At 73.8% G+C, this 25,610-nt stretch carries 21 protein-coding genes and 1 pseudogene; 11 read left to right on the top strand and 11 right to left on the bottom strand.

The window, feature by feature from the left end:
* Positions 1-60: 60 nt before the first annotated feature.
* Entirely contained in the window at positions 61-849 is a 789-nt protein-coding gene (locus tag AB0M28_RS02260; RefSeq protein WP_365396299.1) for a TetR/AcrR family transcriptional regulator, read from the top strand.
* Positions 850-852: 3 nt separating this feature from the next.
* On the opposite strand, the gene AB0M28_RS02255 is transcribed toward AB0M28_RS02260, so the two are convergent.
* Positions 853-2,112, bottom strand: a complete 1,260-nt coding sequence (locus tag AB0M28_RS02255; protein WP_365396296.1) for a helix-turn-helix transcriptional regulator — start codon at positions 2,110-2,112, stop codon at positions 853-855.
* A 172-nt stretch (positions 2,113-2,284) separates the two neighbouring features.
* Between AB0M28_RS02255 and AB0M28_RS02250 the strand changes: the two genes are divergently transcribed.
* The 3 genes from AB0M28_RS02250 to AB0M28_RS02240 all read left to right on the top strand — a co-directional run bounded on the left by AB0M28_RS02250 (position 2,285) and on the right by AB0M28_RS02240 (position 4,548).
* Positions 2,285-3,082: a hypothetical protein gene (locus AB0M28_RS02250; RefSeq protein ID WP_365396293.1), complete on the top strand. Its 798-nt coding sequence runs from the start codon at positions 2,285-2,287 to the stop codon at positions 3,080-3,082.
* Between the two features lie 72 nt (positions 3,083-3,154).
* Positions 3,155-3,532, top strand: coding sequence for a GntR family transcriptional regulator (locus tag AB0M28_RS02245; protein ID WP_365396290.1), 378 nt, complete (start codon positions 3,155-3,157; stop codon positions 3,530-3,532).
* 98 nt (positions 3,533-3,630) lie between these two features.
* The gene (locus tag AB0M28_RS02240) at positions 3,631-4,548 is read left to right on the top strand and encodes a GNAT family N-acetyltransferase (RefSeq protein WP_365396287.1); all 918 of its coding nucleotides are present in this window, start codon (positions 3,631-3,633) and stop codon (positions 4,546-4,548) included.
* Between the two features lie 13 nt (positions 4,549-4,561).
* Here the strand turns inward: AB0M28_RS02240 and AB0M28_RS02235 are convergent.
* A pseudogene (locus tag AB0M28_RS02235) lies at positions 4,562-5,076 on the bottom strand (NUDIX domain-containing protein); the annotation flags it as partial.
* A 295-nt stretch (positions 5,077-5,371) separates the two neighbouring features.
* On the opposite strand from AB0M28_RS02235, the gene AB0M28_RS02230 reads away from it, so the two are divergent.
* The gene (locus AB0M28_RS02230) at positions 5,372-6,253 is read left to right on the top strand and encodes a lytic polysaccharide monooxygenase (RefSeq protein WP_365396284.1); all 882 of its coding nucleotides are present in this window, start codon (positions 5,372-5,374) and stop codon (positions 6,251-6,253) included.
* A gap of 53 nt (positions 6,254-6,306) precedes the next feature.
* On the opposite strand, the gene AB0M28_RS02225 is transcribed toward AB0M28_RS02230, so the two are convergent.
* Complete coding sequence (locus AB0M28_RS02225) at positions 6,307-7,278, bottom strand: penicillin-insensitive murein endopeptidase (protein ID WP_365396281.1); 972 nt, start codon at positions 7,276-7,278, stop codon at positions 6,307-6,309.
* Positions 7,279-7,283: 5 nt separating this feature from the next.
* Positions 7,284-9,017 (bottom strand): glycoside hydrolase domain-containing protein, encoded by a 1,734-nt coding sequence (locus AB0M28_RS02220; protein ID WP_365396278.1) that lies wholly within the window; start codon positions 9,015-9,017, stop codon positions 7,284-7,286.
* 204 nt (positions 9,018-9,221) lie between these two features.
* Between AB0M28_RS02220 and AB0M28_RS02215 the strand changes: the two genes are divergently transcribed.
* On the top strand, positions 9,222-12,359 hold the full coding sequence (locus AB0M28_RS02215) for a BTAD domain-containing putative transcriptional regulator (RefSeq protein WP_365396275.1): 3,138 nt from the start codon (positions 9,222-9,224) through the stop codon (positions 12,357-12,359).
* 16 nt (positions 12,360-12,375) lie between these two features.
* Here the strand turns inward: AB0M28_RS02215 and ddaH are convergent, their stop codons facing one another.
* Both ddaH and AB0M28_RS02205 read right to left on the bottom strand, forming a co-directional pair.
* Complete coding sequence (gene ddaH, locus AB0M28_RS02210) at positions 12,376-13,158, bottom strand: dimethylargininase (protein WP_365396272.1); 783 nt, start codon at positions 13,156-13,158, stop codon at positions 12,376-12,378.
* A gap of 19 nt (positions 13,159-13,177) precedes the next feature.
* Positions 13,178-14,143, bottom strand: coding sequence for a hypothetical protein (locus tag AB0M28_RS02205; RefSeq protein ID WP_365396269.1), 966 nt, complete (start codon positions 14,141-14,143; stop codon positions 13,178-13,180).
* A gap of 164 nt (positions 14,144-14,307) precedes the next feature.
* Here AB0M28_RS02205 and AB0M28_RS02200 point away from each other — a divergent pair, with 164 nt between their 5' ends.
* The gene (locus AB0M28_RS02200; protein ID WP_365396266.1) at positions 14,308-14,940 is read left to right on the top strand and encodes a pyridoxamine 5'-phosphate oxidase family protein; all 633 of its coding nucleotides are present in this window, start codon (positions 14,308-14,310) and stop codon (positions 14,938-14,940) included.
* A gap of 75 nt (positions 14,941-15,015) precedes the next feature.
* Here the strand turns inward: AB0M28_RS02200 and AB0M28_RS02195 are convergent, their stop codons facing one another.
* The gene (locus AB0M28_RS02195; protein ID WP_365396263.1) at positions 15,016-15,564 is read right to left on the bottom strand and encodes a PadR family transcriptional regulator; all 549 of its coding nucleotides are present in this window, start codon (positions 15,562-15,564) and stop codon (positions 15,016-15,018) included.
* 131 nt (positions 15,565-15,695) lie between these two features.
* On the opposite strand from AB0M28_RS02195, the gene AB0M28_RS02190 reads away from it, so the two are divergent.
* Genes AB0M28_RS02190 through AB0M28_RS02180 form a run of 3 tightly spaced genes read left to right on the top strand, consistent with a single transcriptional unit; the run spans position 15,696 to position 18,743 of the window.
* On the top strand, positions 15,696-17,162 hold the full coding sequence (locus tag AB0M28_RS02190) for an MATE family efflux transporter (RefSeq protein ID WP_365396260.1): 1,467 nt from the start codon (positions 15,696-15,698) through the stop codon (positions 17,160-17,162).
* The gene (locus tag AB0M28_RS02185; protein ID WP_365396257.1) at positions 17,155-17,994 is read left to right on the top strand and encodes an alpha/beta hydrolase; all 840 of its coding nucleotides are present in this window, start codon (positions 17,155-17,157) and stop codon (positions 17,992-17,994) included. The genes AB0M28_RS02190 and AB0M28_RS02185 overlap by 8 nt, the downstream gene beginning before the upstream one ends.
* Positions 17,976-18,743 (top strand): alpha/beta hydrolase, encoded by a 768-nt coding sequence (locus AB0M28_RS02180; protein ID WP_365396255.1) that lies wholly within the window; start codon positions 17,976-17,978, stop codon positions 18,741-18,743. The genes AB0M28_RS02185 and AB0M28_RS02180 overlap by 19 nt, the downstream gene beginning before the upstream one ends.
* Before the next feature lie 862 nt (positions 18,744-19,605).
* On the opposite strand, the gene AB0M28_RS02175 is transcribed toward AB0M28_RS02180, so the two are convergent.
* On the bottom strand, positions 19,606-21,057 hold the full coding sequence (locus AB0M28_RS02175) for an MFS transporter (protein ID WP_365396252.1): 1,452 nt from the start codon (positions 21,055-21,057) through the stop codon (positions 19,606-19,608).
* 172 nt (positions 21,058-21,229) lie between these two features.
* On the opposite strand from AB0M28_RS02175, the gene AB0M28_RS02170 reads away from it, so the two are divergent.
* Positions 21,230-22,297 (top strand): phosphotransferase, encoded by a 1,068-nt coding sequence (locus AB0M28_RS02170; protein ID WP_365396249.1) that lies wholly within the window; start codon positions 21,230-21,232, stop codon positions 22,295-22,297.
* A 129-nt stretch (positions 22,298-22,426) separates the two neighbouring features.
* Here AB0M28_RS02170 and AB0M28_RS02165 read toward each other — a convergent pair whose 3' ends face one another.
* The 3 genes from AB0M28_RS02165 to AB0M28_RS02155 all read right to left on the bottom strand — a co-directional run bounded on the left by AB0M28_RS02165 (position 22,427) and on the right by AB0M28_RS02155 (position 25,522).
* The gene (locus AB0M28_RS02165) at positions 22,427-23,278 is read right to left on the bottom strand and encodes a nitroreductase/quinone reductase family protein (RefSeq protein ID WP_365396246.1); all 852 of its coding nucleotides are present in this window, start codon (positions 23,276-23,278) and stop codon (positions 22,427-22,429) included.
* A gap of 337 nt (positions 23,279-23,615) precedes the next feature.
* A complete protein-coding gene (locus tag AB0M28_RS02160) occupies positions 23,616-24,266 on the bottom strand; it encodes a response regulator transcription factor (RefSeq protein WP_365396243.1) in 651 nt (216 codons plus the stop codon).
* Entirely contained in the window at positions 24,263-25,522 is a 1,260-nt protein-coding gene (locus AB0M28_RS02155) for a sensor histidine kinase (protein WP_365396240.1), read from the bottom strand. Before AB0M28_RS02155 ends, AB0M28_RS02160 begins: the two co-directional genes overlap by 4 nt.
* Positions 25,523-25,610: the final 88 nt, after the last annotated feature.

Below are 25,610 nucleotides of genomic sequence, written 5' to 3'. Positions count from 1 at the left end.
GGGGGCGAAGCCCCCGCAGCGGAACCGCACCGAGACCCCGCGCCGTACGCCGTACGTAGCATGGGACCCACAGGAGGTGACCCCTTGCCGAAAACAGAACCGGGCGTGATCTGGACACGCCCGAACCGCACGGGCCGAGGCCCCCGCCCCGCCCACACAAGAACCGAAATCGCCGCGACAGCAACCCGCATCGCGGACACCGACGGCCTGGACGCAGTCTCCATGCGACGCCTGGCCGCAGAAATCGGCTGCGGCACGATGTCGCTCTACAACTACATCCCCCGCAAGGAGGACCTCCACGAACTGATGGTCGACGCCGCCAGCGCCGAGTACGACCTGACCACCCCCCTCACAGGCAACTGGCGCGACGACGCCCTGCAGCTGGCGACCCAGAGCCGCGACCTCCTGCGCCGCCACCCCTGGCTGCTACGCCTGGTGGACAGCGCCGCCTACGGCTTCACCCCGCACACGATGCGCTTCATCGACCGCTTCCTGGCGGCCCTCGAGCCGATGCGCATCCCACCCGGCACCAAGATGGAACTGCTGGCGATGGTGAACGCCACGGTCATGGCGTACGTCACCAACGAACACGCCGTGGCGGAACGCGCCCGCTCCCTCCCCTGGACTCCGCAGGAGGAACAGGAGATCCGCACCGCCTACCTGACGGGCGAACTGGCCACCGGCGCCTACCCGCACCTCGCGGCGGCCCTGACGGCCACCGCCGCCGAGACGCTGGACTACGACGCGTTCTTCACCCGCAGCGTCGTCCGCGTGCTGGACGCCTTCGCACTGGAGGAGGCACGGGAACAACCGGCCAGCGCGGCGGACGAACCCACGGCCACCCCGTAACGCCTACTCCACCAACTCCTTGGCCCACCCGTCCTCCCGGAAGGTGTACATCGCCCGCCCCTCCGCACTACTGGTGCGGAAAGGCACCCCCCGGTCGTCGATCGTCACGACCCCCTGCTCCTCGCCACGGCTCCACTCGATCTCGAGCGTCCACGTCGCGTCGTACTGCTGCGTGCTCGCCTCGATGCGCACGGACAGCGGATCGCCCTTGCTGATCTCGTACGGGAGTTTCGCGACGGGGAGGACGTTCTCGCCGTCGAAGCCGTCCTGCGGCCGCGGATCGGGCCGCTCCGCGTCGAGGTTCACGGTGTACGTCGCCTCCGTGAGCGCGCCGCCGCAGCCGTCGGACATGCCGAAGGCGTTCCAGGCCACCGGGTCGGTGCGCCCGGCGATCCGGATGTGGACGTCGCGGATGACGACCGGCTGCCCGTCACGGGACTCGAGCACCGCCTCGACGATGGTCCGGCCGCCGTGCACCGCGTTCTGGGTGCGCGCCCAGGACTCGGCGTACTGCTCGACGGGCGGCGGCGGAACCTCGGCGGGCGTCTTGTCGACGAGGTACGTGTGGGCGCAGCCGGCGTCCCAGATGTGGGAACGCGCCGTCCAGGCGATGGGGTTGGCGGTGGTGCCGCCGCGCGGCTCGACCGTGGCGCGCGGGCTGCCCTTGTCCTCGCCCGGCGGCGAGGCCGAGGTGGAGGCGCCGGAGGGGGACTCCGACGGCGACGGGGCCTTCGAGGACGGAGCGGTCGACTGCGGGCTCTGCGGTGCGGCGATGTTCCCGCCGCCGTGTTCGGGCCGCCCGCCGGGGTTGTCGTCGGAGTTGACGGCGGAGGCCGCGAGCAGCAGGACGAGGGACGCCCCGATGGCGGAGGGAAGCAACAGCGGCCTCCGCGACCGCCACAAGCGCCGGGCCGGGGAGCCGGACGCCTCGACCTCGAGCCTGTCGGCCCCGGCGGCCGGGACCGGCGCGGGCGGCGCCGCCCGCGCGTCCTGCGGCTGCGGTACAGAGGGCAGCCGGCGCAGCGCGTCGGCGCGCAGCCAGCGGCGGTGGAGCTCGACGAGTTCGTCGGGCGTCGCCCCGCACAGCCGGGCGAGGCGCTCCACCGGGGCGTAGTCGGTCGGGACGGCGTCGCCGTTGCAGTAGCGGTGCAGGGTGGAGGTGCTCACGTGCAGCCGGGCCGCGAGTGCCCCGTAGCTGCGTCCGGAGCGGTCCTTGAGTTCGCGGAGTAAGGCCGCGAACTCCTCCCTGCCGGTGCCCGTCACGTGTCCCACCCCTCTTCCGCCGTCCCACCGGAGCATTCCATGGAGGTGACATCCCCGCTGGTGGGATGTGTGATTCCGTTCCACCTTCCCGTATCGACGTCCCCCGCTTGCGGGTGGTTCCTCGGGCTCCGCAGGGTGGAGGCCGGGACGGTACCGGGAAACGGGGACGATCATGTACAGCAACAAGCAGCTCGGTCGCGCGGCGCTCGCCGTGGTGGCCGCCGGTGCCACGGTGGTCGCCGTGGCGTTGACGCGGCAGGACGCCTCCGCCGAGACGCCGGCACCGACCACGGCGGCGTCGCAGAGCAGCGCGCGGCCCGGGGGCGGCGCGTCGAAGAGCGGCACGCAGCCGGGGGGCAACGCGTCGCAGAAGGAGACAACGAGCGGTGCGGCGTCCGCGGGTGGGGAGACGACCGCGACAGCCGAGGCCGACCGTCCGCAGACCGCGGACCCCGTCTTCCTGGAGCCGGGCGAACTCCCCCCGCACCCGGCGTCCGAGTGGTTCGCGCAGCCGGTCGCGGCCGGGCTGCCGGAGTACCCGGTGTTCTGCCTCGACGGCGCCGGACTGCTGCCCCGCCACGGCGCGTCGCACCGCGAGTTCGGCACGGAGTTCGACACGGGCGCGCTGCAGCTCGTCTTCAGGACCGGGGGCGCCGACGCGGCGAAGCGACTGACGGCGAAGCTGTCGGCGTCCCTGCACGAGTGCGCCGAGGACTTCGAGGACCGGATCGAGGGCGGCTGGGCGGAAGGCAGGGCGTTCGGCCCGGTGCCGGCGGAGGACGGCGGCCGGGTGTTCGGTGTGGCGACCTCCGCCCCGGAATCGGAGTACGGCATCTCGCTGTTCGGTGTCGCCCGGGACGGGGCCACGGTCACCGTCGTGAAGTGGAGCCAGATGGGCGGTTTCTCCGACGCGCCGGTCGAAGAGTTCAAGTCCACGACCGCCACGGCGGTCACCAAGCTCTATCCCTGATCGGGGTGGCGCCGGGCCTGGTACGGGGGTCCCGGCCCGGTGCCACCCCCGTACCGAGGGGAGAATGGTCGTATGAGCCTGAGGATCCATGTGGACGGCGCCGCCACGGAGGCGCCGTTCGAACAGGTACGCGCGCAGATCGCCGAGGCCGCGCGTAGCGGTGTGCTGCCCGCGGGGCACAAGCTGCCGACCGTGCGGGGGCTGGCCGAGGAGCTGCGCCTCGCGGCGAACACGGTCGCCAAGGCGTACCGCGCGCTGGAGGTCGACGGCGTCATCGAGACCCGGGGCCGCAACGGGACGTTCATCGCCGCGGCCGGCGACGCGGCGGCCAAGGAGGCGGCCGCGGCCGCGCTGTCCTTCGCCCAGCGGGCACGCCGTCTCGGCCTGGACGAGGCGGCGGCCCTCCGGGCGGCCCGCGAGGCGGTACGGGCGGCGTACGGAGAGGGCTGAGCGCCCGCTGCCGGTGCGCGGCCGGCGGCTTCGGGGCAGCGGTGCCCCACCGAATAACCGCATGCGTCCTCCCCCCTTCCGACGTATGGTGCGGCCCTATGCCGCTGATCATCCGTGACTTCCGCCCCGAGGACGCCGAGACCGTGCTGGCGGTGCGGCGGGCCGCCGTTCCGTTCCTCGTCCAGACACCACAGGCCGTGATCGACCATGCCGCCCACGCCCCGGCCGCGATGCGCCTGCGCCTGCTCGTGGCCGAGCTCGACGGCGAGATCGTGGGCGCCGGCCAGGTCGGCCTGCAGCACGAGACGACCGAGCCCGGGCAGGCGTTCGCCAACCCCCAGGTGCATCCGGACCACCGGAGCCGCGGCGCCGGTACGGCCCTGCTGGCCGAGGCCGAGCGCTATCTGCGGGGGCTGGGAGCCACCCGGGTGCACGCCTGGGTGATGGACGAGGAGGGGCCGCGCGCCTTCGCCGAGCACCGCGGCTACACGAGCTCCCGCTCCTCGCGCATCCTCCGCCTCGACCTGACCGGCACCCCGCTGCCCGAGGTGCCCGCCCTGCCCGCGGGGACCGGACTGCGTCCGCTGGGCGCGTTCCGCGAGGACCCGGACGGGCTGTTCGCCCTGGAGAGCGAGGTCGTGCAGGACGAACCCGGCGACGTGGTGAGCGACGCGCTGCAGTTCGACGCCTGGTTCGACGACACGTTCGTGCACGGAGGCATCGACCAGGAGCTGAGCACGGTCGTGGTCGTGGACGGTGTGCCCGCCGCGCACTCCTACGTCGAGACCGACGGCCGCACCCGGCTCGCCTCCCGGGGCACGGGGACGGCCCGCGCATACCGGGGGCGTGGACTGGCCAGGCTGGCGAAGATCGACTCGCTGGGCCGGGCCCGCGCGGCCGGCTACACCGACGCCTTCACCGGCAACGACGACACCAACGCCCCGATGCTCGCGATCAACAAGCGCCTCGGCTATGAGCCGTTCGCCGGAGAGCGGCGGTACGTGCGCGACCTCTGACCCGCGCACGGGTTCATATGCCCCGCCGTCCCGTCCGCGGCAGCGTCTGCGCCCGGCCGGGCGCCTCGGGGTCGTACGCGATCCCGTCGCCCGGCCGGTGGAGTGCAGCACGAACCTCTCCCCCGCCCGGTACGCCTCCACGCCCGCCCGGCAGTACGCCACCATGTCGTCGGGCAGCGCGTCCAGCGGATACCAGCCCAGCTCCGAGCACTTGTCGGGCTCGGCGTTGACCGGCTCCGACCCGGATGGCAGCTCCGCCTCGAAGAACCAGCCCATCCGGGGCGAGCCCGCCGGCGACCGGTGCTGCATCACCAGCGCCACCCGCAGCTGTTCGGGCCCGAGGACCAGCCCCGTCTCCTCCTCGGCCTCGCGCAGTACCGCCGTACGCACGTCCTCGCCGTCCTCGACATGGCCGGACGGTGCGTGCAGCAGGCCGTCCGCGTAACCCGTGCCGGAGCGGCGCGCGAGCAGTATCTCCGCGCCGCGGCGCAGCAGGAGATGGACGTCGACGACCTCGGTGTGGCGATGCGTTCGGCTGTTCATGGGATCAGGCTGACAGAGGGGTCTGACAACGCGGCACGGACCCGGCAGACCTCTGTGACTCATGTGATCCCCGTGCCGGATGAGCCGTGAGCGGCTGCATTGATCGCTGTGCTTAATGAGCCCTGAGCGGTTCCTTAACCGGGCCATAAGGGCCCACTCCCCCACCTCCAGCCCGCCTAGCGTGCTCGGGACCGACAGGGCAACGGCCGTCGGTGCCGCCGCGTCACGGAGGGTGGCACCGGCGCGCCGGGCCCGTACCACCAGCCGCATGGAGTCCCGTATGACCGCACGCCGTTCCCTCGCCCTCGCCGTCGTCCTGGCCGCCGCTCCCCTGGCCCTGTCCGCCGCCCCCGCCTCGGCACACGGCTCGATGGAAGACCCGGTGAGCCGGGTCTACGGCTGCTACCGGGAGGGCCCGGAGGCGCCGAAGTCGGCCGCCTGCAAGGCCGCCGTGGCGGTCAGCGGACCGCAGGCGTTCTACGACTGGAACGGCGTGAACATCGCCGACGCGGGCGGCCGGTCCCGCGAGATCATCCCCGACGGCGAGCTGTGCAGCGCGGGCCGTGAACAGCATCGCGGGCTCGACCTGCCACGCGCCGACTGGCCGGCGACGGCCGTGGCGCCCGGCCCGCGCACGTTCCGGTTCGCGGGTACGGCGCCGCACCGGGGCACCTTCGAGCTGTTCGTCACGCGTGAGGGCTACGACCCCACCCAGCCCCTGAGGTGGTCGGACCTGTCGCCGGCGCCGATCGCGAAGGTGACCGACCCGCGGATGGAGAACGGCGCGTACGTGCTGCCCGCGACGCTCCCGGAGCGATCGGGCCGCCATCTGGTGTACGCGATCTGGCAGCGCTCGGACAGCACGGAGGCGTTCTACAGCTGCTCGGACGTGACGTTCGGCGGACCCGCGCCCGCCCCGGCCACGGATGCCGCCTCCGCTCCCGCCGCTCCCGCTGCGGAAACCCCCGCGTCCCACTCCCCCACGCCCAACGCCCCCGCCGTACAGGCCGGCTCCTCCCCCGCGACCACCCTCGCGGACACGGGCGGCGGCTCCTCCGTCGCCCCGTACACGATCACCGGTGCGGCGGCCGTGGCGGTGGGCGCCGCGGCCCTGTTCACCTCTCTCCGCCGCAGGAGCACCCCGGGCCGCCACCGCGCATGAGCGCGAAAGGGGCCGGTGCGGCACACACCGCACCGGCCCCCGCTCACCGAGCGTCAGCAGTCGTACAGCGAGTCGGGATGCACCTTCTCGCAGTACCGGATGTGCAGGTGGTTGTCATGGTTCGCGTACTGGGTGGTGAGGCCCTCGGCGATCAGCTGGGGGTCGTTGAAGAAGATCAGCTTCACGTGTCCGGGAGCGGCGGCCCGGATCGCCTGCACCAGCTGCCGGGTGGCCGCCCGGTCGTACGTCGAGGACTGCCACGTGATGCGCCCCGCCGTGCACTGCGCGGAGTCCGTCCGGATGGGCCACACGTCGAAGTCGAGCCCGTCCTGGTGGCTGGCGTGCCCGGGGATCGCCCCGCCGTGCTCGAAGCCGCTGTCGCCGACCGGGAGCTTGCCGTTCCCGGTGCCGGCGAACGACGCCGCGCCGGCTTCCAGCTGACCCACGCCCGACGCCGTGCCCCAGTGCGCGTTCGCGTTGCCGTCGGGGCTCTGCGCGCACATCGTGCCGGTGCCGAAGTTGACGTTCTCGTAGTGCCACAGCAGGTTCTTCCAGGTGGTCGGGCCGACGACCCCGTCGACGCCGATGCCCGCATGGGACTGGAACGACCGCACCGCCGAGTCCGTCGCCGGTCCGAAGGCCCCGTCCACGACCAGTCCCGCGCCCCGCTTGGCGTTGAGCTGGTACTGCAGCGCCTTGACCGCGGAACCGTTGCTGCCGGACTGCACGGTCACCGCGAGCGCACCCCAGGTGGCGGGTCCGACGATGCCGTCCACCGTCAGGCCCTTCGCGGTCTGGACGTTGCGGACGGCGGTCGTCGTCCCGGAGCCGAAGACGCCGTCGGTGGCCACGCTCTGGCCGGCCTGGTTGAGCAGGTGCTGCAGGGCCACCACGTCTGTGCCGCGGTTGCCGCTGCTGGTGGTCGGGAAGAACGCCTGGCTGTACGCGGAGGCCGGGCTGCCCAGACCGAACAGCAGGGCCGCCACGGAGGCGATCAGCGCCCAGGTCCTCAAGGTTCGCTTCATCGAACTCACTTCCCTGACTGGAGGGCCGCCCAGGTGGCCGGTCCGACGATGCCGTCGACGCCGAGTCCGCGCGACGACTGGTAGTCCCGGACGCCCTGTTCGGTGCCCGGGCCGAAGTCTCCGTCGATGGCGATCGTCCGCCCGAGTGCCGCGGTCAGCGCCCGCTGCAGCCGGGTGACGGCCTCACCGGTGGAGCCGTTCTGGATGGTCGGTGTCGAGCCGCGGGACAGCAGCGCCGTCCAGGTCTTCGGCCCGATGACACCGTCGGCGGTCAGGCCCTTCGACGTCTGGAAGTTCTTCGCGGCGGTCGTCGTCCCGGAGCCGAAGATGCCGTCGATGGGACCCGGGTCGAAGCCGGCCGCCTCGAGCAGGCACTGCGCGGCCGAGACGAGGCCGCCGGTGGCGCCGGACTGGATGGTGGAGTACGCGCTGAAGTTGAGGTTGACGGACGTGCAGCCGGCCGGCGGCGTGCCGGTGCCGACGTCCAGGTAGTTGCGGTCGATCGAGATGGTCTGCCCGCCCCACGTCTCGCTCACGTCACCCGCGTACTGGTGCAGCCGCTGGTGGTTGGCCCAGTAGCTGGCCGGCACATAGGTTCCGGCATCGGTGTTGGCGACGTTGTTCCACCAGGCGAACCAGATGTGGTCGACACGCGTGTAGGCGCCGTTGTTGTAGTTGTTCGCCGCGTCCTTGATGCCGGAGGAGGCGCTGGAGTAGACCCCGGAGAGATAGCCGCGGTCGTGCAGTCCCTGCGTCCAGCCGGAGAGGTACGACAGCACGGCCGCCGTACAGGTGCTGCCGGGGGTGTAGTTCTCGATGTCGCTGTAGACGGCGCTGCCCGCCCCGATGCCGAGGTTCTGCGCGGCGGTGACGGACGCCGCCGCCGCGCTCACGCCCTGGCTGCGGGCGGTCGCCGGGTCGGTGGACATCTTGTTGGAGTACGACGTGCAGGGCGCCTGCCGGCCGACGTCGATGGGGATCAGGTGCCAGCCCTTGCCCGTGTTGGTGGTGACCCAGCTCGCGGTCAGGTTGGGCTGCGAGCAGGCGCGGGTGGCGCCGCTGATGTAGACGCCGACCGCCCGGTAGGGCGAACTGGCCAGCCAGGCGTCCATCTTGGTCTGCGACGGGGCGGCGCAGGCGTCGAAGCCCTTGCCGAGGAAGCTGCCGGGCTGCGGTCCCGCGGCGGCGAGGGTGGAGGCGCCGCCGGAGGCGGCGGGCAGCGCGGTGCGCCGGGCGTCGGAGGCCAGGGTGGCGGTGGCCAGCACTCCACGGACGGCGGCCTCCGTCTGCGGGGTGTGGGCGGCGGTCACCAGGACGCCGGCGTCCTCCACCGCGATCTGGATGGTGTCGTTGCTCGAAGCGGCGCCCTTCGCGGTCGCTGCGCCGCGCTCCGCCCGCGCGGTCGCGGGGGTGGTCTTCTTCGCGGAACGGGCGTCGATCGGCTCGACGACGATGCCGGCGGTACGGCCGATCAGGCCGGGCGCGCAGGCACCCTGGTCTCCGGGGCGGCCCAGATAGACGGCGGGCGAGTCGAACCGGACGCAGGCGTCGGGGTTTTCGGCCAGATCCACCACCCGCCAGCCGGCTGGTACCGTCATGCGGTAGCCGTGGTAGGACACGGTGCGGGTGTCGTCTGGCGCCGGTGCCGCGGCGGCGGTGGGCTGGCCGGCCAGGGCCGCCAGACCCGCCAGCGCGGCCGCCCAGGCGGCTGTGCGGCGCAGTGCGGGGGGCAGTCGCATCGAGGGGGCTCCTACTCGTCAGGAGACAGCTGTACGGCCCTGTGTACGGCAGTGGCGCAGCGCGCCGGTTGCGTCCCGGTTGCACGGCTGGTGACGCGGAGCCGACGGGGCTTCTTGACATGTACCGCCACCCGCCTGGATGGTTGCAGCCATGGACCGGGCAGGGTCCGGAGTCCCCCGGCGGCCGCGACCCCAGGCGGTGTGATGCGCTTTCGGATCCTCGGACGGCTGGACGTCTTCGACGGCGAGCGGTGGGTTCAGCTCAGCGCCGCCAAGCAGCGGACGCTGCTCGCCCATCTCCTCGTCAACGCGGGGCGGTTCGTCTCCAGCGACGCACTGATCACCGAGCTGTGGGGCGAACGGATCCCGGACTCGGCCGCCAAGTCCCTGCAGGTGTACGTGCACCGGCTGCGCCGGGGGCTCGGCGCGGCGGGCGAGGGGCTGCGCACCCGGCCCGGGGGTTACGAACTCGACGTGCCGTCCGACGGCACCGACGCCGGCCGCTTCTGCGCCCTCGCGGAGAGCGGCCGCACGGCGCTCGACGAGGGGCGCGCGGAACGGGCCGCCGGTCTGCTCACCCAGGGGCTGGCCCTGTGGCGCGGCCCGGCACTGTGCGACGTACCGGCCGGCCCAGTGATCCGGATGGAGGCGGCGCGGCTGGCGGAGTGCAGGCTGAGCGCCTGGGAGGACCTCGCCGACGCGAAGCTGGCCGCGGGCCGGCATCCGGAACTGGCCGCGGAACTGGGCGCCCTGGTCGCGGAGCATCCGCTGCGCGAGCCGCTGTGGGCGCGGCTGATGCTGGCGCTGCACCGGTCGGGCCGCCGCTCGGACGCGCTGCAGGCGTACGTCCGGGCGCGCCGGGTGCTGGTGACGGAGCTCGGGGTGGAGCCCGGCGAGGAGCTGCAGCGGGTGCACGCGGAGGTGCTGGGCGCCTCCCGGGCGCAGCGCCGGGTGGCGCCGTGCCAGCTGCCGGCCGGGGTACCGGACTTCGTCGGCCGGCGCGAGCCCCTGATCCGGGTGCAGAAGCTGCTGGCGGCCGACACCCGTGTGCCGCGGACGGTCGTCGTCACGGGCGTCGCCGGTGCCGGCAAGTCGGCGTTCGCCGTGCATGCGGCGCATCTGCTGCGCGGCGCGTTCCCCGACGGGCAGTTGCACACCGATCTGCGTGCCGCCGACAATCTGCCCGCCGATCCGTGCGACGCGCTGGCGTCCCTTCTGAAGTCGCTGGGGATGACGGGAGCGGCGATACCTGACGGGCTGCACGAACGCGCCCGCCGCTACCGCACCGAACTCGCCGACCGCCGCACGCTGGTGCTGCTGGACAACGCCGTGGGCGAGCGGCAGGTGCGGCCGCTCCTCCCGGGCACCGGTTCCAGCGCGGTCATCGTCACCAGTCGGGCCGGACTCGCCGGTCTGGAGGGCGCCGTCCGCATCGATCTGGGGCTGCTCGGGGACAGCGAGGCGCTGGAGCTCCTGGCCCGCGCGGTGGGCGACGACCGTCCGCGCCGCGATCCGGTCACCGCCGAGCGGATCGTACGGCAGTGCGGCAACCTGCCGCTCGCGCTGCGCATCGCGGGCGCCCGGCTGGCGACCCGCCGCCATCTGTCACTGCCCCGGCTCGCGGACGCCCTCGACGACGAGAGGCGGCGGCTGGACGAGCTGGTGGCGGGTGATCTGGAGGTACGGGCCAGCGTGTCGCTGAGCTACGAGGCGCTGGCGCCGGACGCCCGACGGGTCCTGCGGCTGCTGGGGCTGCTGGACGCGCCGACAGTGCCGGGCTGGGTGCCGGGCGCGCTGCTGGACCGGCCGCGGCAGGAGGCGGAACGCACCCTCGACGTCCTGGTGGACAACCATCTGGTGGAGGTGGCGGAGACCGGCGGCCCGGACGGCGAGCCGCGTTACCGGCTGCACGACCTGGTGCGGCTGTACGCCCGTGAGCGGGCGTCCGCCGAGGAGTCGGACAAGGGCCGCGAGTCGGCGCTCGGCCGCGTGTACGCCGCGTACCTGGACCTGGCGCGGGCGGCGGAGGCAGGACTCGGGTCCGGGTTCGCCGTGCCGGTGCCGGCGCCGCCCGCGCCGTGGCGGCCCGCGGACCGCGAGCTGGTGCGCTCCGCTCCGCTGGCGTGGCTGGAGGCGGAGCGGACGACGCTCTGCGCGCTGATCAGACAGGCGGCGGCGAACGGTTCGAGGCGGCATGCCGGGGTCGCCTGGCGGCTGGCCGCCTCGCTCGCCGGCTACTTCGAGTCGGCGGCGCACTTCGACGACTGGCGCGACACCCACGAGACGGCGCTCGCCGCGGCGCGCGCCGCCGGGGACACCCTGGGCACGGCGGTGCTGCACCGCAACCTCGGCGAACTGAACACCGTGCAGGACCGCTACGGGGACGCGGTGGCGTCCTTCCGGCAGGCGCTCGGGGCGTACGGCCGGCTGCCGGGCGCGGGCTCCCGCGGCACGGAGCGGATCGGCGGCCCGATGGGCACCGCCCGCCGGGTCGTTGACGCCGCCCCCGGCGAGGCGGCGGCCGCCGCGGGTCTCGGCGTACTGCTGCGGCTGCGGGGCCAGTACGGGCCGGCGACGTCCTGTCTGCGCCGGGCCATCGGCGCCGCGGAGACGACGGGGAACGTGCGCGCGGAGGCGTACGCCCGCTGCGGGCTCGGCAGTCTGCAGCTGGAGCGGGGCGGGCCGGCGACGGCGCGGGCGGAGTTCGAGCGTGCGCTGGCCATTTCGCAGGCGGACGGCCATCTGCACGGAGTCGCCACCGCCGAGCGCTACCTGGGGCTCACCGCCCTCGCGGAGGGGGAGTTGGAGCTCGCGCGCGAGCGGGTGGTCCGCAGCCGGGAGCTGTTCGCCGGCCACGGCGACCGGGTCGGCGAGATCCACGCGCTGCACTGGCTCGGCCACATCACGGACGCGGCGGGCGAACCGGGCGCCGCCGAGCGGATGATCGACGAGTCGCTCACCGCCTACCGCCGCTTCGGCGAGCGCTTCGGCGAGGCACTCGCGCTCCGTTCACGCGCGGATCTGCTGCTGCACACCGGCCGTACGGACGCCGCACTGGAGTCGGTACGGCAGGCGCTGGCCGTCTGGAGCCGGCTGGCGAGCCCGTACTGGACGTCCCGCACCTTCGACCTGCTGGCCGCCGTGCAGTCGTCGACGGGCGATCTGCGCGGCGAGCTGGCCGCCGCCCGGGCGCGGCGGCGGGCGATGGCCCTGCGTACCGCCGCCGGCCTCCCGGCGGGCCTGTGCGCCCCGCGCACGCCCCAGGGACGCTCCCTGGGCGGCCATCTGACGCTGGCCGGGGCACCTCACCACCGGCTGCACCGGATCCCGGCGGGGGTGTAGCCGGCCAGCGCACCGTTCAGGCGTACAGGCCCCGCAGCCGCACCGACAGACAAGTCACGCATCCCTCGAGCTTCTCGAACTCGCTGATGTCGACCGGCACCGGCGTGTAACCGAGGTCCTCCAACAGCCGCGCGCTCTCGGGCGCGCTCTGCGCCATCAGCAGCGCACCGCCGCCCAGATCGACGACATGCGATCCGCTCTCCTCCGGCACCGGCAGGAAGCGCGGGAACAGCGAGGGGTCGTCGACCAGGGGCGGATAACCGATCACCGTTCCGTCGGGCAGTGCCGTGACCGCCGACTTCAGATGCAGCACCTTGGCGACGGGCACCGCCACCACCCGGGCGCCGAGCGGCTCGAACGCGGACCGCAACTGGCGCACGCCCTCGCCGTTCGTACGCCCGCCGCGCCCCACGTACACCGTGTCGCCGATCTTCAGCACGTCGCCGCCGTCGAGGGTGCCCGGGTGGCGCACCCGGTTGACGGAGCAGCCGAGCGCCGTCACGGCCGTCTCGACGGCCGCCGTCTCCGGCTTGCGGCTGTCGGCGCCCGGACGGGAGATCAGGGCGACGTTGCGGAACATCACCACGGTGTCCTCGACGAACACCCCGTCCGGGCAGTCGTCGGCGGGCCCGACCTCCAGCGTCTCCCATCCATGGAGCTGCAGCGCGGCGACGTACGACTCCCACTGGCGCAGGGCCAGTGCCGGGTCGACGGGGCTGCGTTCGATATGGGTGACCAGGCCCTCCGCGAGTCTCGGGGAGGGCCGGCGGACGAGGGCTTTGCGGCTGGTCGCGGTCATGGACGGCATCCAATCACGCTCAGTGGCTGTGGTCGCCGCCGTCCTCGTGCTCCTCCTCCTGCGCGGCGGGCGCCTCCTGTCCGGTGTTCACGGTGAAGGCGGCCGTGCGCACCACGCCGTCGTGCTTGAAGTCCAGGTACAGGCGGTACGCGCCCTCGCTGGGAGCGGTCGCCGAGAAGGAGACACCAGGTCCCGGCTTCGTCGAGCCGTCGCCGGGCTCGCCGTTGGGGTGCACGTGCAGGTAGGCCAGGTCTCCGGTGCGCAGGGCGACGAGATGCCCGTACGCCCCGAGGTAGGGCTGCAGATCGGTGACCGGCTTTCCGTTCTTCTCCACCTTGAACGTCAGCTCCTGGCCGGCGCCGGACGCCAGCCCGCCGTCGAGGGTGACGGTGTAGCCGTCGACGGTCGCGGTGGCCGCCGGCTCGGGCAGTCCGGCCGGGTTGTACGCGCCGCCCACCGCGAGATCCGCGCCCAGGGTGAGGTCCTGCGCCCCCTTCGCGGCGGGCTTGAAGTCGGCGAAGACCCGGTAGTCGCCGGCTGTCGGCAGGTTCACGCCGATGCTCCAGGTGCCGTCGGCGGCGCGGGTCGGGTGCACATGGCGATAGGTCGACAAGTCACGGGAGGCCAGGATGAGATGGAGCTCCTTCTCGTGCTCCACCTCGTACGCGGTGACCGGCCGCCCCTTGGCGTCGAGGATGGCGAACTCCAGCTCGCCGGCCTTGCCCGCCTGCAGTCGGTCCGTCCTCAGGTCGAGGGTGTAGCCGCCTTCGGACACCTGCAGCCCGCCGGCCGCGGCGCCGGCCGCGGCCTCCCCTTCGTGGCCGCCGTGGCCCGCCTGCGCGTCGCCCTCCTCGCTGTGCCCTCCGTGGGCCGACGGCTCCGGGTCCGCGCTCTCCGGACCGACCGCGTTGCCCACCCCGTACGCGCCGCCGAAGACGACGACCAGCCCGCCCGCGAAGATCCCTGCCTTGGCCGCAGTGTTCATGATCCCTCTCCTCTCAACACCTCGAAGGATACCCCCCGGGGGTATAAAGTCAAGCCGGTTCCGCGCTGCGGGCGGAGCAAGGTGGACAACCCGGACGTGGGGGATTTCCGCTCTCCGTATGATGAACTGGTAATCGATCACGTCATCGAGCCTTGGGGGCGTACGTGGAAACGGCCGAGTTCGTCGAGGTCACCAGCGAGAACGAGTTGCGCGCCCTGATGGGCGCCCCCATGCAGCAGGCCGTGGACAAGCAGCGCGCCACCCTGCACGCGCTGGACCGCGAATGGCTCGCCCGGTCCCCGCTCGTCTTCCTGGCCACGTCGGACGCCGACGGCAGGTGCGACGTGTCGCCCAAGGGCGACCCGGCCGGCTTCACCGTCGTGCTCGACGACCACACCATCGCCATCCCGGAGCGGCCGGGCAACCGCCGGATGGACGGCTTCCGGAACATCCTCAGCAACCCGCACGTCGGCCTGATCTACCTGCTCCCCGGCCGCCCCGACACCCTGCGGATCAACGGCCGGGCGCGCATCGTGCGCGAGGCGCCGTTCTTCGACGACATGGTCGTCAAGGGGCACCGGCCGAAGCTCGCGCTGGTCGTGGAGGTCGAGGAGGTCTTCCACCACTGCCCGAAGGCGTTCCTGCGCTCGGGCACCTGGAAGCCGGAGACCTGGGGCACGGGCGACGAACTGCCGAACCGGGCGAAGATCGCGAAGCTTCTGGAGGTCCCGGACCGGGCGCTGGAGGAGCTTGAGGAGTACTACGGGCCGAAGTACGCGGAGCGGCTGTACGGCTGAGGGTCACGGGGTCAGGCCGGACGTTCAGCGGTTCGAGCTGGGCGTTCACCGGTTCGAGCGGGGGCATCCGCGGGGTCAGGCCGGGGCGGCGCCGGTGGCGGCGCCCTCCAGTTCGGCGATGACCTCCCGCAGCCACGCCGTCTCCTCCCGGCCCGAGGCCCGGGCCAGCCGGAGCATGCCGCGCCGGAAGGGGTCCGCGACCTCCTCCATCCGCACGGGCCGGCCCTTGTCGTAGAAGAAGCTCGACGGCTCCTCGAGGAACTCCAGCCTCCGGCGCAGCACCGCGGCCTGCGCGGCGGGATCGTCGAGGTGGCGGAGGAACGCGAGCAGGACGTTGAAGCGCTGCGTGTCGCTGATCTCGGCCGGCGCGGGTGAGGCGAGGCGTTCGCGCAGCGCCTCGCGCCCCTTGTCCATGAGCGACAGGGTGCGGCGCGGTGCGGCGCCGGCCCCGGGCTCGGCGTACTCCGCCACCAGTCCCGCCTTGATCAGGCGGTTGATAGCCGGATAGAGCGAGCCGTCGCTCACCGGGCGGACATGCCCGCTGAGCCCCTTGATCCGCTCCTTGAGCTCATATCCGTGCAGCGGCTCCTCGTAGAGGAAGCCGAGGATCGACAGCTCGAGCACTTGTCCACAACCCCCTTGCGCCGGCCTGGTCCGGCATGCCATCGTACCTCGCATCGAGATACCTCGATTCGATGTACAGCGCTACGAGGTACAGCGAACCGAGGCGGGGGACCAGGAAGGGAGGGGATCCGATGGACACGCATCGCCGCAGGCTGCTCGCCCTGGCGGGACCGGTCTATCTGCAGCTGCTGGCGGGCGTCGTGGCCGGGATCGTCGACGTGCTGTGGGTGACCTCGCTGGGCGCCTCCGCCGTGGCCGCGGTCGCGGCCGCCACGACCGTCGAGGCGGTGCTGCTCGGCGTGATCCTCATGACCGCGCAGGGCACCACGGTCCGGACAGCCGCCGCCATGGGCGCGGGCGACGGGGCGGCGATACGCGGCGCCCTGCGGGGCGGCCTGCTGCTCTTCGCGCTGCTCACACCTGCCGTGGCGGGTGGCGGGTGGCTGCTGCGCGAGCCGCTCGCGGAGCTGCTGCTGGGCGGCAGCGGCGCACGGGCCACCGAGCTGGCCACCGGCTACTTCGCGATAGCGCTGCCGGGGATCGTGGTCTTCTACGGCCAGTGGTTCGTGGACGGCATCCTCAAGGGCACGGGCGACACCCGCACGCCGATGCACCTGGCTCTCCTCGCCAACGCGCTGATCCTGGTGCTCGACCCGCTGCTGATCTTCGGCCGGCTGGGGCTGCCGGAGCTGGGCATCCAGGGCGCCGCCCTGGCCACGGTCCTCGGCCGTGTCCCGCCCCTGCTCCTGGGTCTGCTGGCGCTGCGCCGCAGCACGGCGCTGCGGTCCGTACGCGGCGACCGCGCCGACGGTCCGGCGCGCGCCTCGGTGTACGCCGAGATGCTGCGCACGGTGCGCATCGGACTGCCGATGTCGTCCGACTTCCTGATCCGGATGGCGGGTTCGCTCGGGCTGGTCGTGGTCGTGGCCCGGCTGGGCGTGGTCGAGGCGGCGGGGTACGGCATCGCGCTGAAGGCCATGTACGTGGCCACGATGGGGTTCTACGCCGTACGCCAGGCGGCATCGATCCACACGGCGCACACGCTCGGGGCGGGCCGGGACGAGCGGCGGGCCGTCGGACGCCAGGCGGTGGTCGTGAGCCTGCTCTTCGGACTGGTCTGCGGGCTCGCCCTGCTGGCCGCCGCGCCCTGGGTGATGCGGTTGTTCGGCGCGGAGGCGGACGTGGCGGACGCGGGCGCGCTGATGCTGCGCTGCGTCACTCCGTATCTGCTCGTGCTGGCCTGCTTCATCGCCCTGGGCGGGGTGTTCGAGGGCAGCGGGCGCGCCGGGCCGATGGCCGGCGTGACGGCGGCGGGGACGGTCGTGCTGCTGCCGCTCGCGGCGTGGCTCACGCCCCTGGGGCTGCCGGGGATCTGCGCGGCGATGGCGCTGAGCACGGGGCTGCAGTACGGGGTCGTGGAGTGGCTGTTCCGGCGCGCCCTGCCGCGCGGGCAGGTGGTGACCGGGGCGGTTGAGACGGGGGCGGCTGAGACCGGTTCAGGTGTGGCCGGTTCAGCTGTGGCCACTTCAGCTGTGGCCGGGGGGCGGTACCGATGGATGCGACACATGGATGCGACAAGGAGAAAGACTCATGCGTGACGCTGTGGTGACGGCGGCCGGGGACCGGATCCGCTGGGCGGAGCTGCCCGGGCAGGGCCCCGCGCGGGTGTATCTGCACGGGCTGGGGGCCAGTTCCCCCGCGTACTTCGCGGCCGTGGCCGCCCATCCGCTGCTCGCGGGGCGCCGGTCGCTGCTGGTGGATCTGCTGGGCTTCGGACTGAGCGACCGCCCCACGGACTTCGGTTACACCTTCGAGGCGCACGCCGACGCGGTCGCCGCGGCGCTGGAGTCGGCGGGCGTCGAGCAGGCCGAGGTGGTCGCCCACAGCATGGGCGGGTGCGTCGCCGTGCTGCTGGCGGCGCGGCATCCCCGGCTGGTGTCACGGCTGGTGCTGGTCGACTCCCCGCTGGACCGGGTGATACCCCGGCCGCCGGCGCCCGGGAGGAGCGGGCTGGCCTGGTTCACGGAGGAGGAGTTCCTCGCCGGGGGCTGGCGCGACGTGCGGGCGGCGGTCGGTCCGCACTGGTGGTCGACGATGCGGCTGGCCGGGCTGGAGGCACTGCACCGGTCGGGGATGGAGTTCACCCGGGAGGTGATGGACCAGCTGCGCGGAGTGCTGGTGGGGCTGTCCCTGCCGCGCACGTTCCTGTGGCCGGAGAGGGACGGCACCTTCCCGAGGGCGGAGCAACTGGCCGCGTCCGGCGTACGGATGGTGCCGGTACCGGACTGCGGGCACAACATCATGCTGGACAACCCGGAGGGGTTCGCCCGGGCGGTGGCGGAGGCACTCGCCGGGGACGGCGCTCCGGGCGGGGTGGCGGGTTCCGCCGTTGCGGGAAGGGAGGAGGAGCTGTGCGCGACGCTGTCGTGACGGAGACCGGGGACCGGATCCGCTGGGCCGAGTTGCCCGGCGCGGAGCCCGCCCGGGTCTATCTCGCCGGGCTGGGGGCCAGTGCGGCGCCGTACTGGGCGGGTGCGGCCGCCCATCCGCGGCTGGTGGGCCGGCGGTCGCTGCTCGTCGATCCGCTGGGCTTCGGCATCAGCGACCGGCCGGCCGGCTTCGACTACACGTTGGAGGGCCATGCGGACGCGCTGGCCGCGGCGTTGCGGGCCGCGGGTGTGTCCGGGGCGGAGGTCGTCGGGCACAGCATGGGCGGCGCGCTGGCGATCGTGCTGGCGGCGCGGCATCCGGGGCTCGTGTCCCGGCTGCTGGTCGTCGACGGCAACCTCGACGCCCGGCGGCCCGAGCGCGGGGGCGTGGGGAGCTGGGGGATCGCCTCGTACTCGGAGGAGGAGTTCGTGCGCGGGGGCGGCTGGGAGGAGTTCGCGGAGCTGGCCGGTTCCGAATGGTGGGCGACGCTGCGGCTGTGCGGGCGGGAGGCGGTGTACCGCAGTTCGGTGCATCTGGCTCGGGGCAGCACGCCGGTGATGCGGGAGCTGCTGATGGCACTGCGCATACCCCGCACGTTCCTGTGGCCGCAGGCGGACGGCCCCTTTCCGGGCGCGGAACAACTGGCGGCGTCCGGCGTACGGATGGTGCCGGTACCGGACTGCGGTCACAACATCATGCTCGACGCCCCAGACGCGTTCGCCACGGCCGCGGCGGAGGCCCTGAGCTGAGCTGTCGGCAGCGGTGACTCCACGGGGAGACCGATGCGGTGCAGCACGGGGCTCCGCCCAACCCTCACGTGCGCTCGCCGCGGCCGCGGCGGAGGCTCTGGGGTTGGGCGAGGGCAGCGGCCCACGCGGAGGCCCGACCGGGAGACCGACGCGAGGCGTCGGTGTTCAGCCCAGCCGCGACGCCCCACACGCACTCGCCGCAGCCACGGCGAGGGCCCTGGGCTCGGCCGAGAGAACCGGGTGCGGCGGCCCGCCGGGAGGCCGACACGGTGCGGCACGGTGCGGCACCGGACTCCGCCACAGCCCGGTACGGCGCCAAGGCCCCACCCCGGCACAGCCGTCACGCCCGCTGACGCGGTCTCCGAGCCCTGGGCTCGGCCAAGAGAAGCAGGCACGGCAGCCCGCCGGGAGGCCGACACGGTACGGCACGGTGCGGCACCGGACTCCGCCACAGCCCGGTACGGCGCCAAGACCCCGCCCCGGCGCAGCCGTCACGCCCGCTGACGCGGTCTCCGCGGCTGGCGCGCCTGCCCTCACCTCCGCCAGCGCGGCCCGCGCGCCCACCCCCACCGGCGCAGCCCGCACGGCCAACGCGCCCGCCCCCACTGGCGTGGCCTGCGCGTCCGGCGTAACCCGCATCCGGCGGCCCGCCCCGCACGTGGCGGCTCGGTGCCGCGCCCGGCGCGCCCCGCCCCGGGCGTACCGCAAACGGGAGGGGCCACCGCCCGTGCGGTGGCCCCTCCCCCGGTAACTGTCCCTGTTCCGTGGCCGTCCCTGGTCCTGCGGCCGTCCCTCTTCCCGTAGCCGTCCCTGTGCCCGTGGGCGTTTTCATATCTGCGGGCGTCCTCGCCCCTGCGTCCGGTCAGCCCGCCACCTCCTGCTTCCGGTCCGCCCCGGCGGGCGTGCCGGGTGAGCTCGCGACGCGGCGGTCGCGGCTCTTGCGGTCCATCAGCAGGGCCGTGAGCAGCGCGCCCGCCGCGGCGAGCGCCGCCGCGCCGGTGAACGCGGCGCTGAAGCCGTCCGTCAGGGCCGGGAGGTTGCCCAGTTCGCCCGCGCCCTGCGAGGTGGCCACGGCGGTGAGGGCCGCGAGGCCGAGGGCGGAGCCGACCTGGTAGGTGGTGTTGACGATGCCGGACGCCAGGCCGGCCTGCTCCTGCGGGGCGCCCGCCATCGCGGACATCAGGCCGGGGATGTAGGCCAGGCTCATGCCGAGCGCGGCGACCAGCGAGGCCGGCAGCACGTCGACCGCGAAGCTGCCCGTCGGCTCGACGGCCGACAGCCACAGCAGCCCGGCAGCCAGCACCAACAGCCCCCCGACCAGCAGCTTCTTCGCCCCGAAGCGACCCAGCAGCCGGGCGGTGACGGCGGTCATGAAGACCATCAGCAGCACGGTCATCGGCAGCAGCGCCGCGCCGCTGGCGAAGGCCCCGTAGCCCAGCACCTGCTGGAGGTAGAGGTTGAGGAAGTACCACATCGGGATCCAGGCGGCGCCCAGCAGCGTCATCGCGAGGTTGGCGGGCGCCAGCCCGGGAGCGCGCCAGATGGCGAGCGGCATCAGCGGTGCGCGCAGCGTGCGCTGGAGCACGACGAAGAACGTCAGCAGGGCGACGGCGCCGGCCAGCTGCAGCACGGTGGAGGTCGAACCCCAGCCCGCCTCGGGCGCCCGCACCACGGCGAACACGGCGAGCGCGAGACCCGCGGTGACCGCGGCGGCACCGAGGACGTCCACGCCGCCACGGCGGGAGGGGACATCGGGCAGCACCTTGGTGGCGGCGAGGGTCGCCACTCCGATCGGGATGTAGATGATGAAGACCCAGGGCCAGCTCAGCCATTCGGTGAAGACACCGCCCAGGAAGACACCGGCCGTACCGCCGGCCGGGGCGGCGGCGCCGTACAGGGCGAGCGCCTTGCCCAGCTCCTTCTGGTCGTGGCTGAAGAGGACCATCAGCAGGGTCATGGCCGCCGGGGCGATCAGCGCGCCGCCGACGCCCTGCACGGCGCGGCCGACGACCTCCACCCAGGCGGCGCTCGCCGCGGCGGCGACCACCGAGCCGGCGATCAGCACCACCCAGCCGGCGGTGAACACCCGGCGGGCGCCGAGGAGGTCGGAGAGCCGGCCGCCGAGGAGCAGGAGTCCGCCGAAGGCGACGACGTACGCGTTGAAGACCCACTGCAGATCGCCCTGCGAGAAGCCGAGGTCCCGCTGCATCTCGGGGAGGGCGACGCCGATGATCGAGGTGTCCATGATGACCATGAACTGGGCCGCGGCGAGGACGACCAGAGCCCACCAACGCCGGGGGTTGACGGTTGACATGACGAGATCCCTTCACTTGACCGATACCCCCAGGGGGTATCTGCGAGAGAAGATATAGCATACCCCCAGGGGGTACACAAGCGACGGGAGTGGAGCACGGGCGGAAGGGGGCCGCCGACCCCTGCGGGAAATGCGTTCGCCGCCGCCTCGCCGCGTCCCTACAGTGAGCCGCGTGCAGCAGCCGCCTGACGACGTCAGCACCCACGACCTGGCCCGGACCCTCCGCGAGCGGTGGGGGCTCGCCGTCGCACCCGGCGATCTCGTCCACGCGCCGGTGGGGTTCGGTGACCACCACTGGACGACAGGCGACGGGACGTGGTTCGTCACGGTGGCGGACGTGGCCGCGGCCGGCCGGTTCGCGGCGCTGAGGCAGGCGCTCGGGAGCGCGGCGGCCCTCGCCTCGCGCGGGGGCCTGGAGTTCGTGGTGGCTCCGGCCGCCACCCCCGAGGGGGAGGTCGTGGTCCGGCTCGACGAGCGGTACGCCCTCGCCCTCTATCCGTACGTCGAGGGCGCCCCCGGGCACTTCGGGGAGGCCGTGCCGGAGGCGGAGCGCATCACACTTGCCCGGCTCCTCGCCCGGCTCCACGCCGCCACCCCGAAGGTCACCGCCACCCCGACGGCCGCCACCGCCCCGGAGCCCACGACCCCGAAGGTCACCGCCACGCCCCCGGTGCACGAGCCGGGGCTCCTCGCGCACCGGGCCGCCCTCGACGCGGCCCTCGACGAACTGGACACCCCGTGGCCGGACGGCGGGCCCTTCACCGAGCCGGCCCGCGAACTCCTCGCGTCCCACGGCCCCCAGGCGATCCGGGCAGCGCTGGCCGGGTTCGACGAGGCGGCGGCGCGCATCGCCGCCACCGAGCCGGTGCTCACGCACGGCGAACCGCACCCCGGCAACGTGCTGCGGCTGACCGGCGGACGGCTCACGCTCATCGACTGGGACACCCTCGCGCTCGCCCCGCCCGAGCGTGATCTGTGGCTGGCGGCAGGCTCGTGCGCCCCGGCGATCGACGCGTACCGCGAGACGTCCGGCCGGGAGGTCTCCGCCGAGGCGCTCGCGTTCTACGGACTGCGCTGGCTGCTGGACGACGTGTGCGTGTACGTCGCGCAGTTCCGCGCCCCGCACACGGCCACCGCGGACACGGAGGCGGCTCTGCCGTACCTGCGCCGATCACTGGAAGTGGCGGTGGGGTCCACGGCCCCCGCCACGCAGGGATCCGAGAGGCCCGGCGGGGCCTGAGCGCGGACCCCGCCGGACGCGACCACCCCACCCGACGGGGCCCGGCGGCGGAGCCCCCGGAGTCCGTTCGTCCGGGGAACCCCGCCGGGACGGGGAACCCCGCCGGGACGGGAAACCCGCCGGGAGGCGTCAGAGCACGATCTGGTTCAGCGCCTCGACCAACTGCTCCTCCTCGTAGTCGAGGTGCGCCTCCAGCTCCCCGATCAGCCGGTCGACCTCGGCCAGCACCTCGCCCGGCGGCACCGGGGCCGCGCCGTCCAGGGCCACGGTCTCGCGCAGCCGGACCAGGATGTCGTGCACGACCTCGTGCTCGCGACGCAACCGGGCGATGGTCCCGGCCAGTTCGGGATGGGCGCGCTCGAGGCCGGGGAAGACCCCGTTGTCCTCGCCGGTGTGGTGGAACTCCAGACCCTGGCAGAAGGTCAGGCAGTTGACCCGCAGCTGCAGGATCAGGCCGGGCGCGGAGCCCTCGGCCGCGGCGGCGAGTTCGGCGCGGATCAGCGCCAGCTCCTGCCGCATGCCCTGGTGGATCGCCTTCAGCGACTCCCCCATCGGCCCGGACGGCGGTCCCCCTCCGACCGGCGTGAGGGCGACGACCGGAAGGAGCTCTCCCGCGGCGACCCCGGCCACCGCCGGATCCGCCTCGGCGATCCGCGCGAACAGCCGGTCCCGCTCCTCCCCCGCCAGGAACTCGGCCTTGACGGGAAAGGTGAACACGCCCGCCTCCACCTCCGCCTCGGCGCGGGCGAGCAGATCCCCGTACCAGCCGGACGGCCCCTGAGGAGCGTCCGTGGCGACGACGAGCATCCGGGGCGGGGCGCCCTCCCGATGGTCCGGGTAGTGGACGACGGGCGTGGTGCGGGCGCCGTCCGCGGTCGTCAGCAGGATGACGCGGCGGTTCTCGTAAGGTCCGCCCAGTCGGCCGGAGTTGGCGCGGTAGTCGGCGACGAGGCGGTTGATCTGATCGTTGTCGGGCTGCATGTTCTCCTGGTTTCGAGTGCGTTGACGCAAAGGTGTCGGGGCAGGTGCGTCCGGGCAGACCCGGTGCGCCCGCGTCCGGGCAGGGCTGACCGCACGTCAGCGACTCGCTCCCGGGAAGGCCCGGAGAGCTGGGGAGAGCGCAGACGCGGAGCGGGATCGCGGTGAAGGCGCGCGGGCGCGGCGGGGACTATGCGCGGGCGCGGCCGGGGAAGGTCAGACGGACCTCATGGCAGTGACCATGGTGATCATCCCCTCGGCAGTCGGGTGCCGCGTCCACCCGGAGGCGGCACACGGCACCCGGACATTACAGGCAGCACAACCGCGCCGTGTCAAGCGATCATCCCGGCGGCGCCACCAGCCCCAGCTCGTAGGCGGTGATGACCAGTTGCACCCGGTCGCGGGCGTCCAGCTTGGCCAGCAGCCGGCCCACATGGGCCTTCGCCGTGGCGACGCTGATGTACAGCTCCGCGGCGATCTCCGCGTTCGACAGCCCACGGCCGACCAGCGCGAGGACCTCGCGCTCGCGCTCCGTGACCCCCTCGACACGCCGCGGCGGCCCGGGGGCGGCGGTGGCCGGCCGGGCCGCGAACTCCTCGATCAGCCGCCGGGTGACGCTCGGCGCGATCAGCGCGTCGCCAGCGGCCACGACCTCGACGGCGCCCAGGATCTGGTCCATGTCCATGTCCTTGACGAGGAAGCCGCTCGCCCCCGCCCGCAGCGCGCCGTAGACGTACTCGTCGTCGTCGAAGGTGGTCAGGATGAGGACCCGGGTGTACGGCGAGATCCTGCGGGTCGCCTCGATGCCGTCCATCCCCGGCATCCGGATGTCCATGACCACCACGTCCGGCGTCAGCTCCGCCGTGAGCCGCACGGCCTCCGCGCCGTTCGCCGCCTCGCCCACGACCTCGAGCCGCGGGTGGTCGGCGATCAGCACCCGCAGCCCGTGCCGTACCAGCGGCTGGTCGTCGGTGAGCAGGACCCGGATCACCGGAGCACCGCCGGCACCGGCAGCCGCGCCGCCACCCGGAAGCCGCCCTGTGGCCGCGGCCCCGCCGTGAACTCGCCGTGCAGCAGCGCCGCTCGCTCCCGCATCCCCGTCAGCCCGTAGCCGACCGCCCCCGGCGTCCCGTGGCCGACCGCCCCCGACAGCCCGCGGCCCACAGCCCCCGCCGGCCCCGCGCCGCCGCGCCCCTCGTCGGTGATCTCCACGGTCAGCTCGTCCTCCCGGCAGTCGAGGGTCACCCGGCAGGCGTCGGTGCCCGAGTGGCGGACCACGTTGGTGACCGCCTCCTGGACGATGCGGTACGCGGAGAGTTCGATGTCCGCGGGCAGCGCCCGCCGCTCCCCGCGCCACTCGACGTCCACGCGTACGCCCGCGTCCCGGGTGCGTTCCACCAGCGCGCCCAGATCGGCGAGGCCGGGCGCCGGGCCCAGCGGCGCCGCCGGGTCGGATCTGCGCAGGGCGCCGAGCATCCGGCGCAGTCCGGCCAGGGTGTCGCGGCTGGTGTCCTCGATGACGGTGAGGGCGCTGCGGGCCTCCGCCGGCTGGGTGTCGATGACGCGGCGGCCGACGCCCGCCTGGATGGCGATGACGCCGATGCTGTGCGCCACCATGTCGTGCAGTTCGCGGGCGATGCGCAGCCGTTCGGCGGTGACGGCCTGCTCGGCGGCCGTCGCGCGCAGCGCCGCGGCGTGCTCGCGCCGCTCGCGCACCGAACGGCCGACGGTCCAGGCGGTGAGCATCATGAGCGCCAGGAACGCCACGGTCCCCAGGTAGGACGACGCTCCGTCGCGGTAGTAGCTCGCCGCCCCGGCCTGCAGGCCCAGCGCGAGTACCGCCGCGGCCCCGGCGACCCGCCGGCCGCGGGTGGCGGCGAGCAGCCAGGCCACGAGGTCGGTGAGCACCGCCTGCAGCCCGGCGATCTGCCACGCCTGAGACTGCGCCACCTCCCCGGCGTACAGCACAGGCGGCGTCCCGGCGGCCATCATCGAGTCCGCCGTCACGGTCACCCCGAAGGAGACGGCCGCCAGCACGGCCAGCACGGCGAGCGGGCGGCGGCGCAGCAGCGGAGGCAGCAGCAGTACGGCGAGCAGGAGCGGCGGGAGGAGCCGCATCCCGGTGAGCTGGTCGCCGGTGTTCAGGACGACGACGTACATCAGCGCGGCGTAGGCGGCGGCCCCGCACCAGGCGAGGACCTCGAAGCGGGCACCCGGCCGCCGGGGCGCAGCCTGCGGGGCGTTCATGGGCCGATCATAGGCACGCGGCCCCGACCTGGGCATTGGTCCACGGGCGTACGCCCCGGGGCTGCCCCCGCCGCCCGGATTGCCGCCG

It is taken from the genome of Streptomyces sp. NPDC051940, from assembly GCF_040680895.1.
GTDB lineage: Bacteria > Actinomycetota > Actinomycetes > Streptomycetales > Streptomycetaceae > Streptomyces.
This window is presented reverse-complemented; position numbering and strand designations above follow the sequence as displayed.

Excerpts from the sequence above, each read along its gene's own strand:
- AB0M28_RS02260 (WP_365396299.1), top strand. The coding sequence starts at position 61 with ATGGGACCCACAGGAGGTGACCCCTTGCCGAAAACAGAACCGGGCGTG.
- AB0M28_RS02250 (WP_365396293.1), top strand. The coding sequence starts at position 2,285 with ATGTACAGCAACAAGCAGCTCGGTCGCGCGGCGCTCGCCGTGGTGGCC.
- AB0M28_RS02245 (WP_365396290.1), top strand. The coding sequence starts at position 3,155 with ATGAGCCTGAGGATCCATGTGGACGGCGCCGCCACGGAGGCGCCGTTC.
- AB0M28_RS02240 (WP_365396287.1), top strand. The coding sequence starts at position 3,631 with ATGCCGCTGATCATCCGTGACTTCCGCCCCGAGGACGCCGAGACCGTG.
- AB0M28_RS02230 (WP_365396284.1), top strand. The coding sequence starts at position 5,372 with ATGACCGCACGCCGTTCCCTCGCCCTCGCCGTCGTCCTGGCCGCCGCT.
- AB0M28_RS02225 (WP_365396281.1), bottom strand. The coding sequence starts at position 7,278 with ATGAAGCGAACCTTGAGGACCTGGGCGCTGATCGCCTCCGTGGCGGCC.
- AB0M28_RS02220 (WP_365396278.1), bottom strand. The coding sequence starts at position 9,017 with ATGCGACTGCCCCCCGCACTGCGCCGCACAGCCGCCTGGGCGGCCGCG.
- AB0M28_RS02215 (WP_365396275.1), top strand. The coding sequence starts at position 9,222 with ATGCGCTTTCGGATCCTCGGACGGCTGGACGTCTTCGACGGCGAGCGG.
- ddaH (WP_365396272.1), bottom strand. The coding sequence starts at position 13,158 with ATGACCGCGACCAGCCGCAAAGCCCTCGTCCGCCGGCCCTCCCCGAGA.
- AB0M28_RS02205 (WP_365396269.1), bottom strand. The coding sequence starts at position 14,143 with ATGAACACTGCGGCCAAGGCAGGGATCTTCGCGGGCGGGCTGGTCGTC.
- AB0M28_RS02190 (WP_365396260.1), top strand. The coding sequence starts at position 15,696 with ATGGACACGCATCGCCGCAGGCTGCTCGCCCTGGCGGGACCGGTCTAT.
- AB0M28_RS02185 (WP_365396257.1), top strand. The coding sequence starts at position 17,155 with ATGCGTGACGCTGTGGTGACGGCGGCCGGGGACCGGATCCGCTGGGCG.
- AB0M28_RS02175 (WP_365396252.1), bottom strand. The coding sequence starts at position 21,057 with ATGTCAACCGTCAACCCCCGGCGTTGGTGGGCTCTGGTCGTCCTCGCC.
- AB0M28_RS02165 (WP_365396246.1), bottom strand. The coding sequence starts at position 23,278 with ATGCAGCCCGACAACGATCAGATCAACCGCCTCGTCGCCGACTACCGC.
- AB0M28_RS02155 (WP_365396240.1), bottom strand. The coding sequence starts at position 25,522 with ATGAACGCCCCGCAGGCTGCGCCCCGGCGGCCGGGTGCCCGCTTCGAG.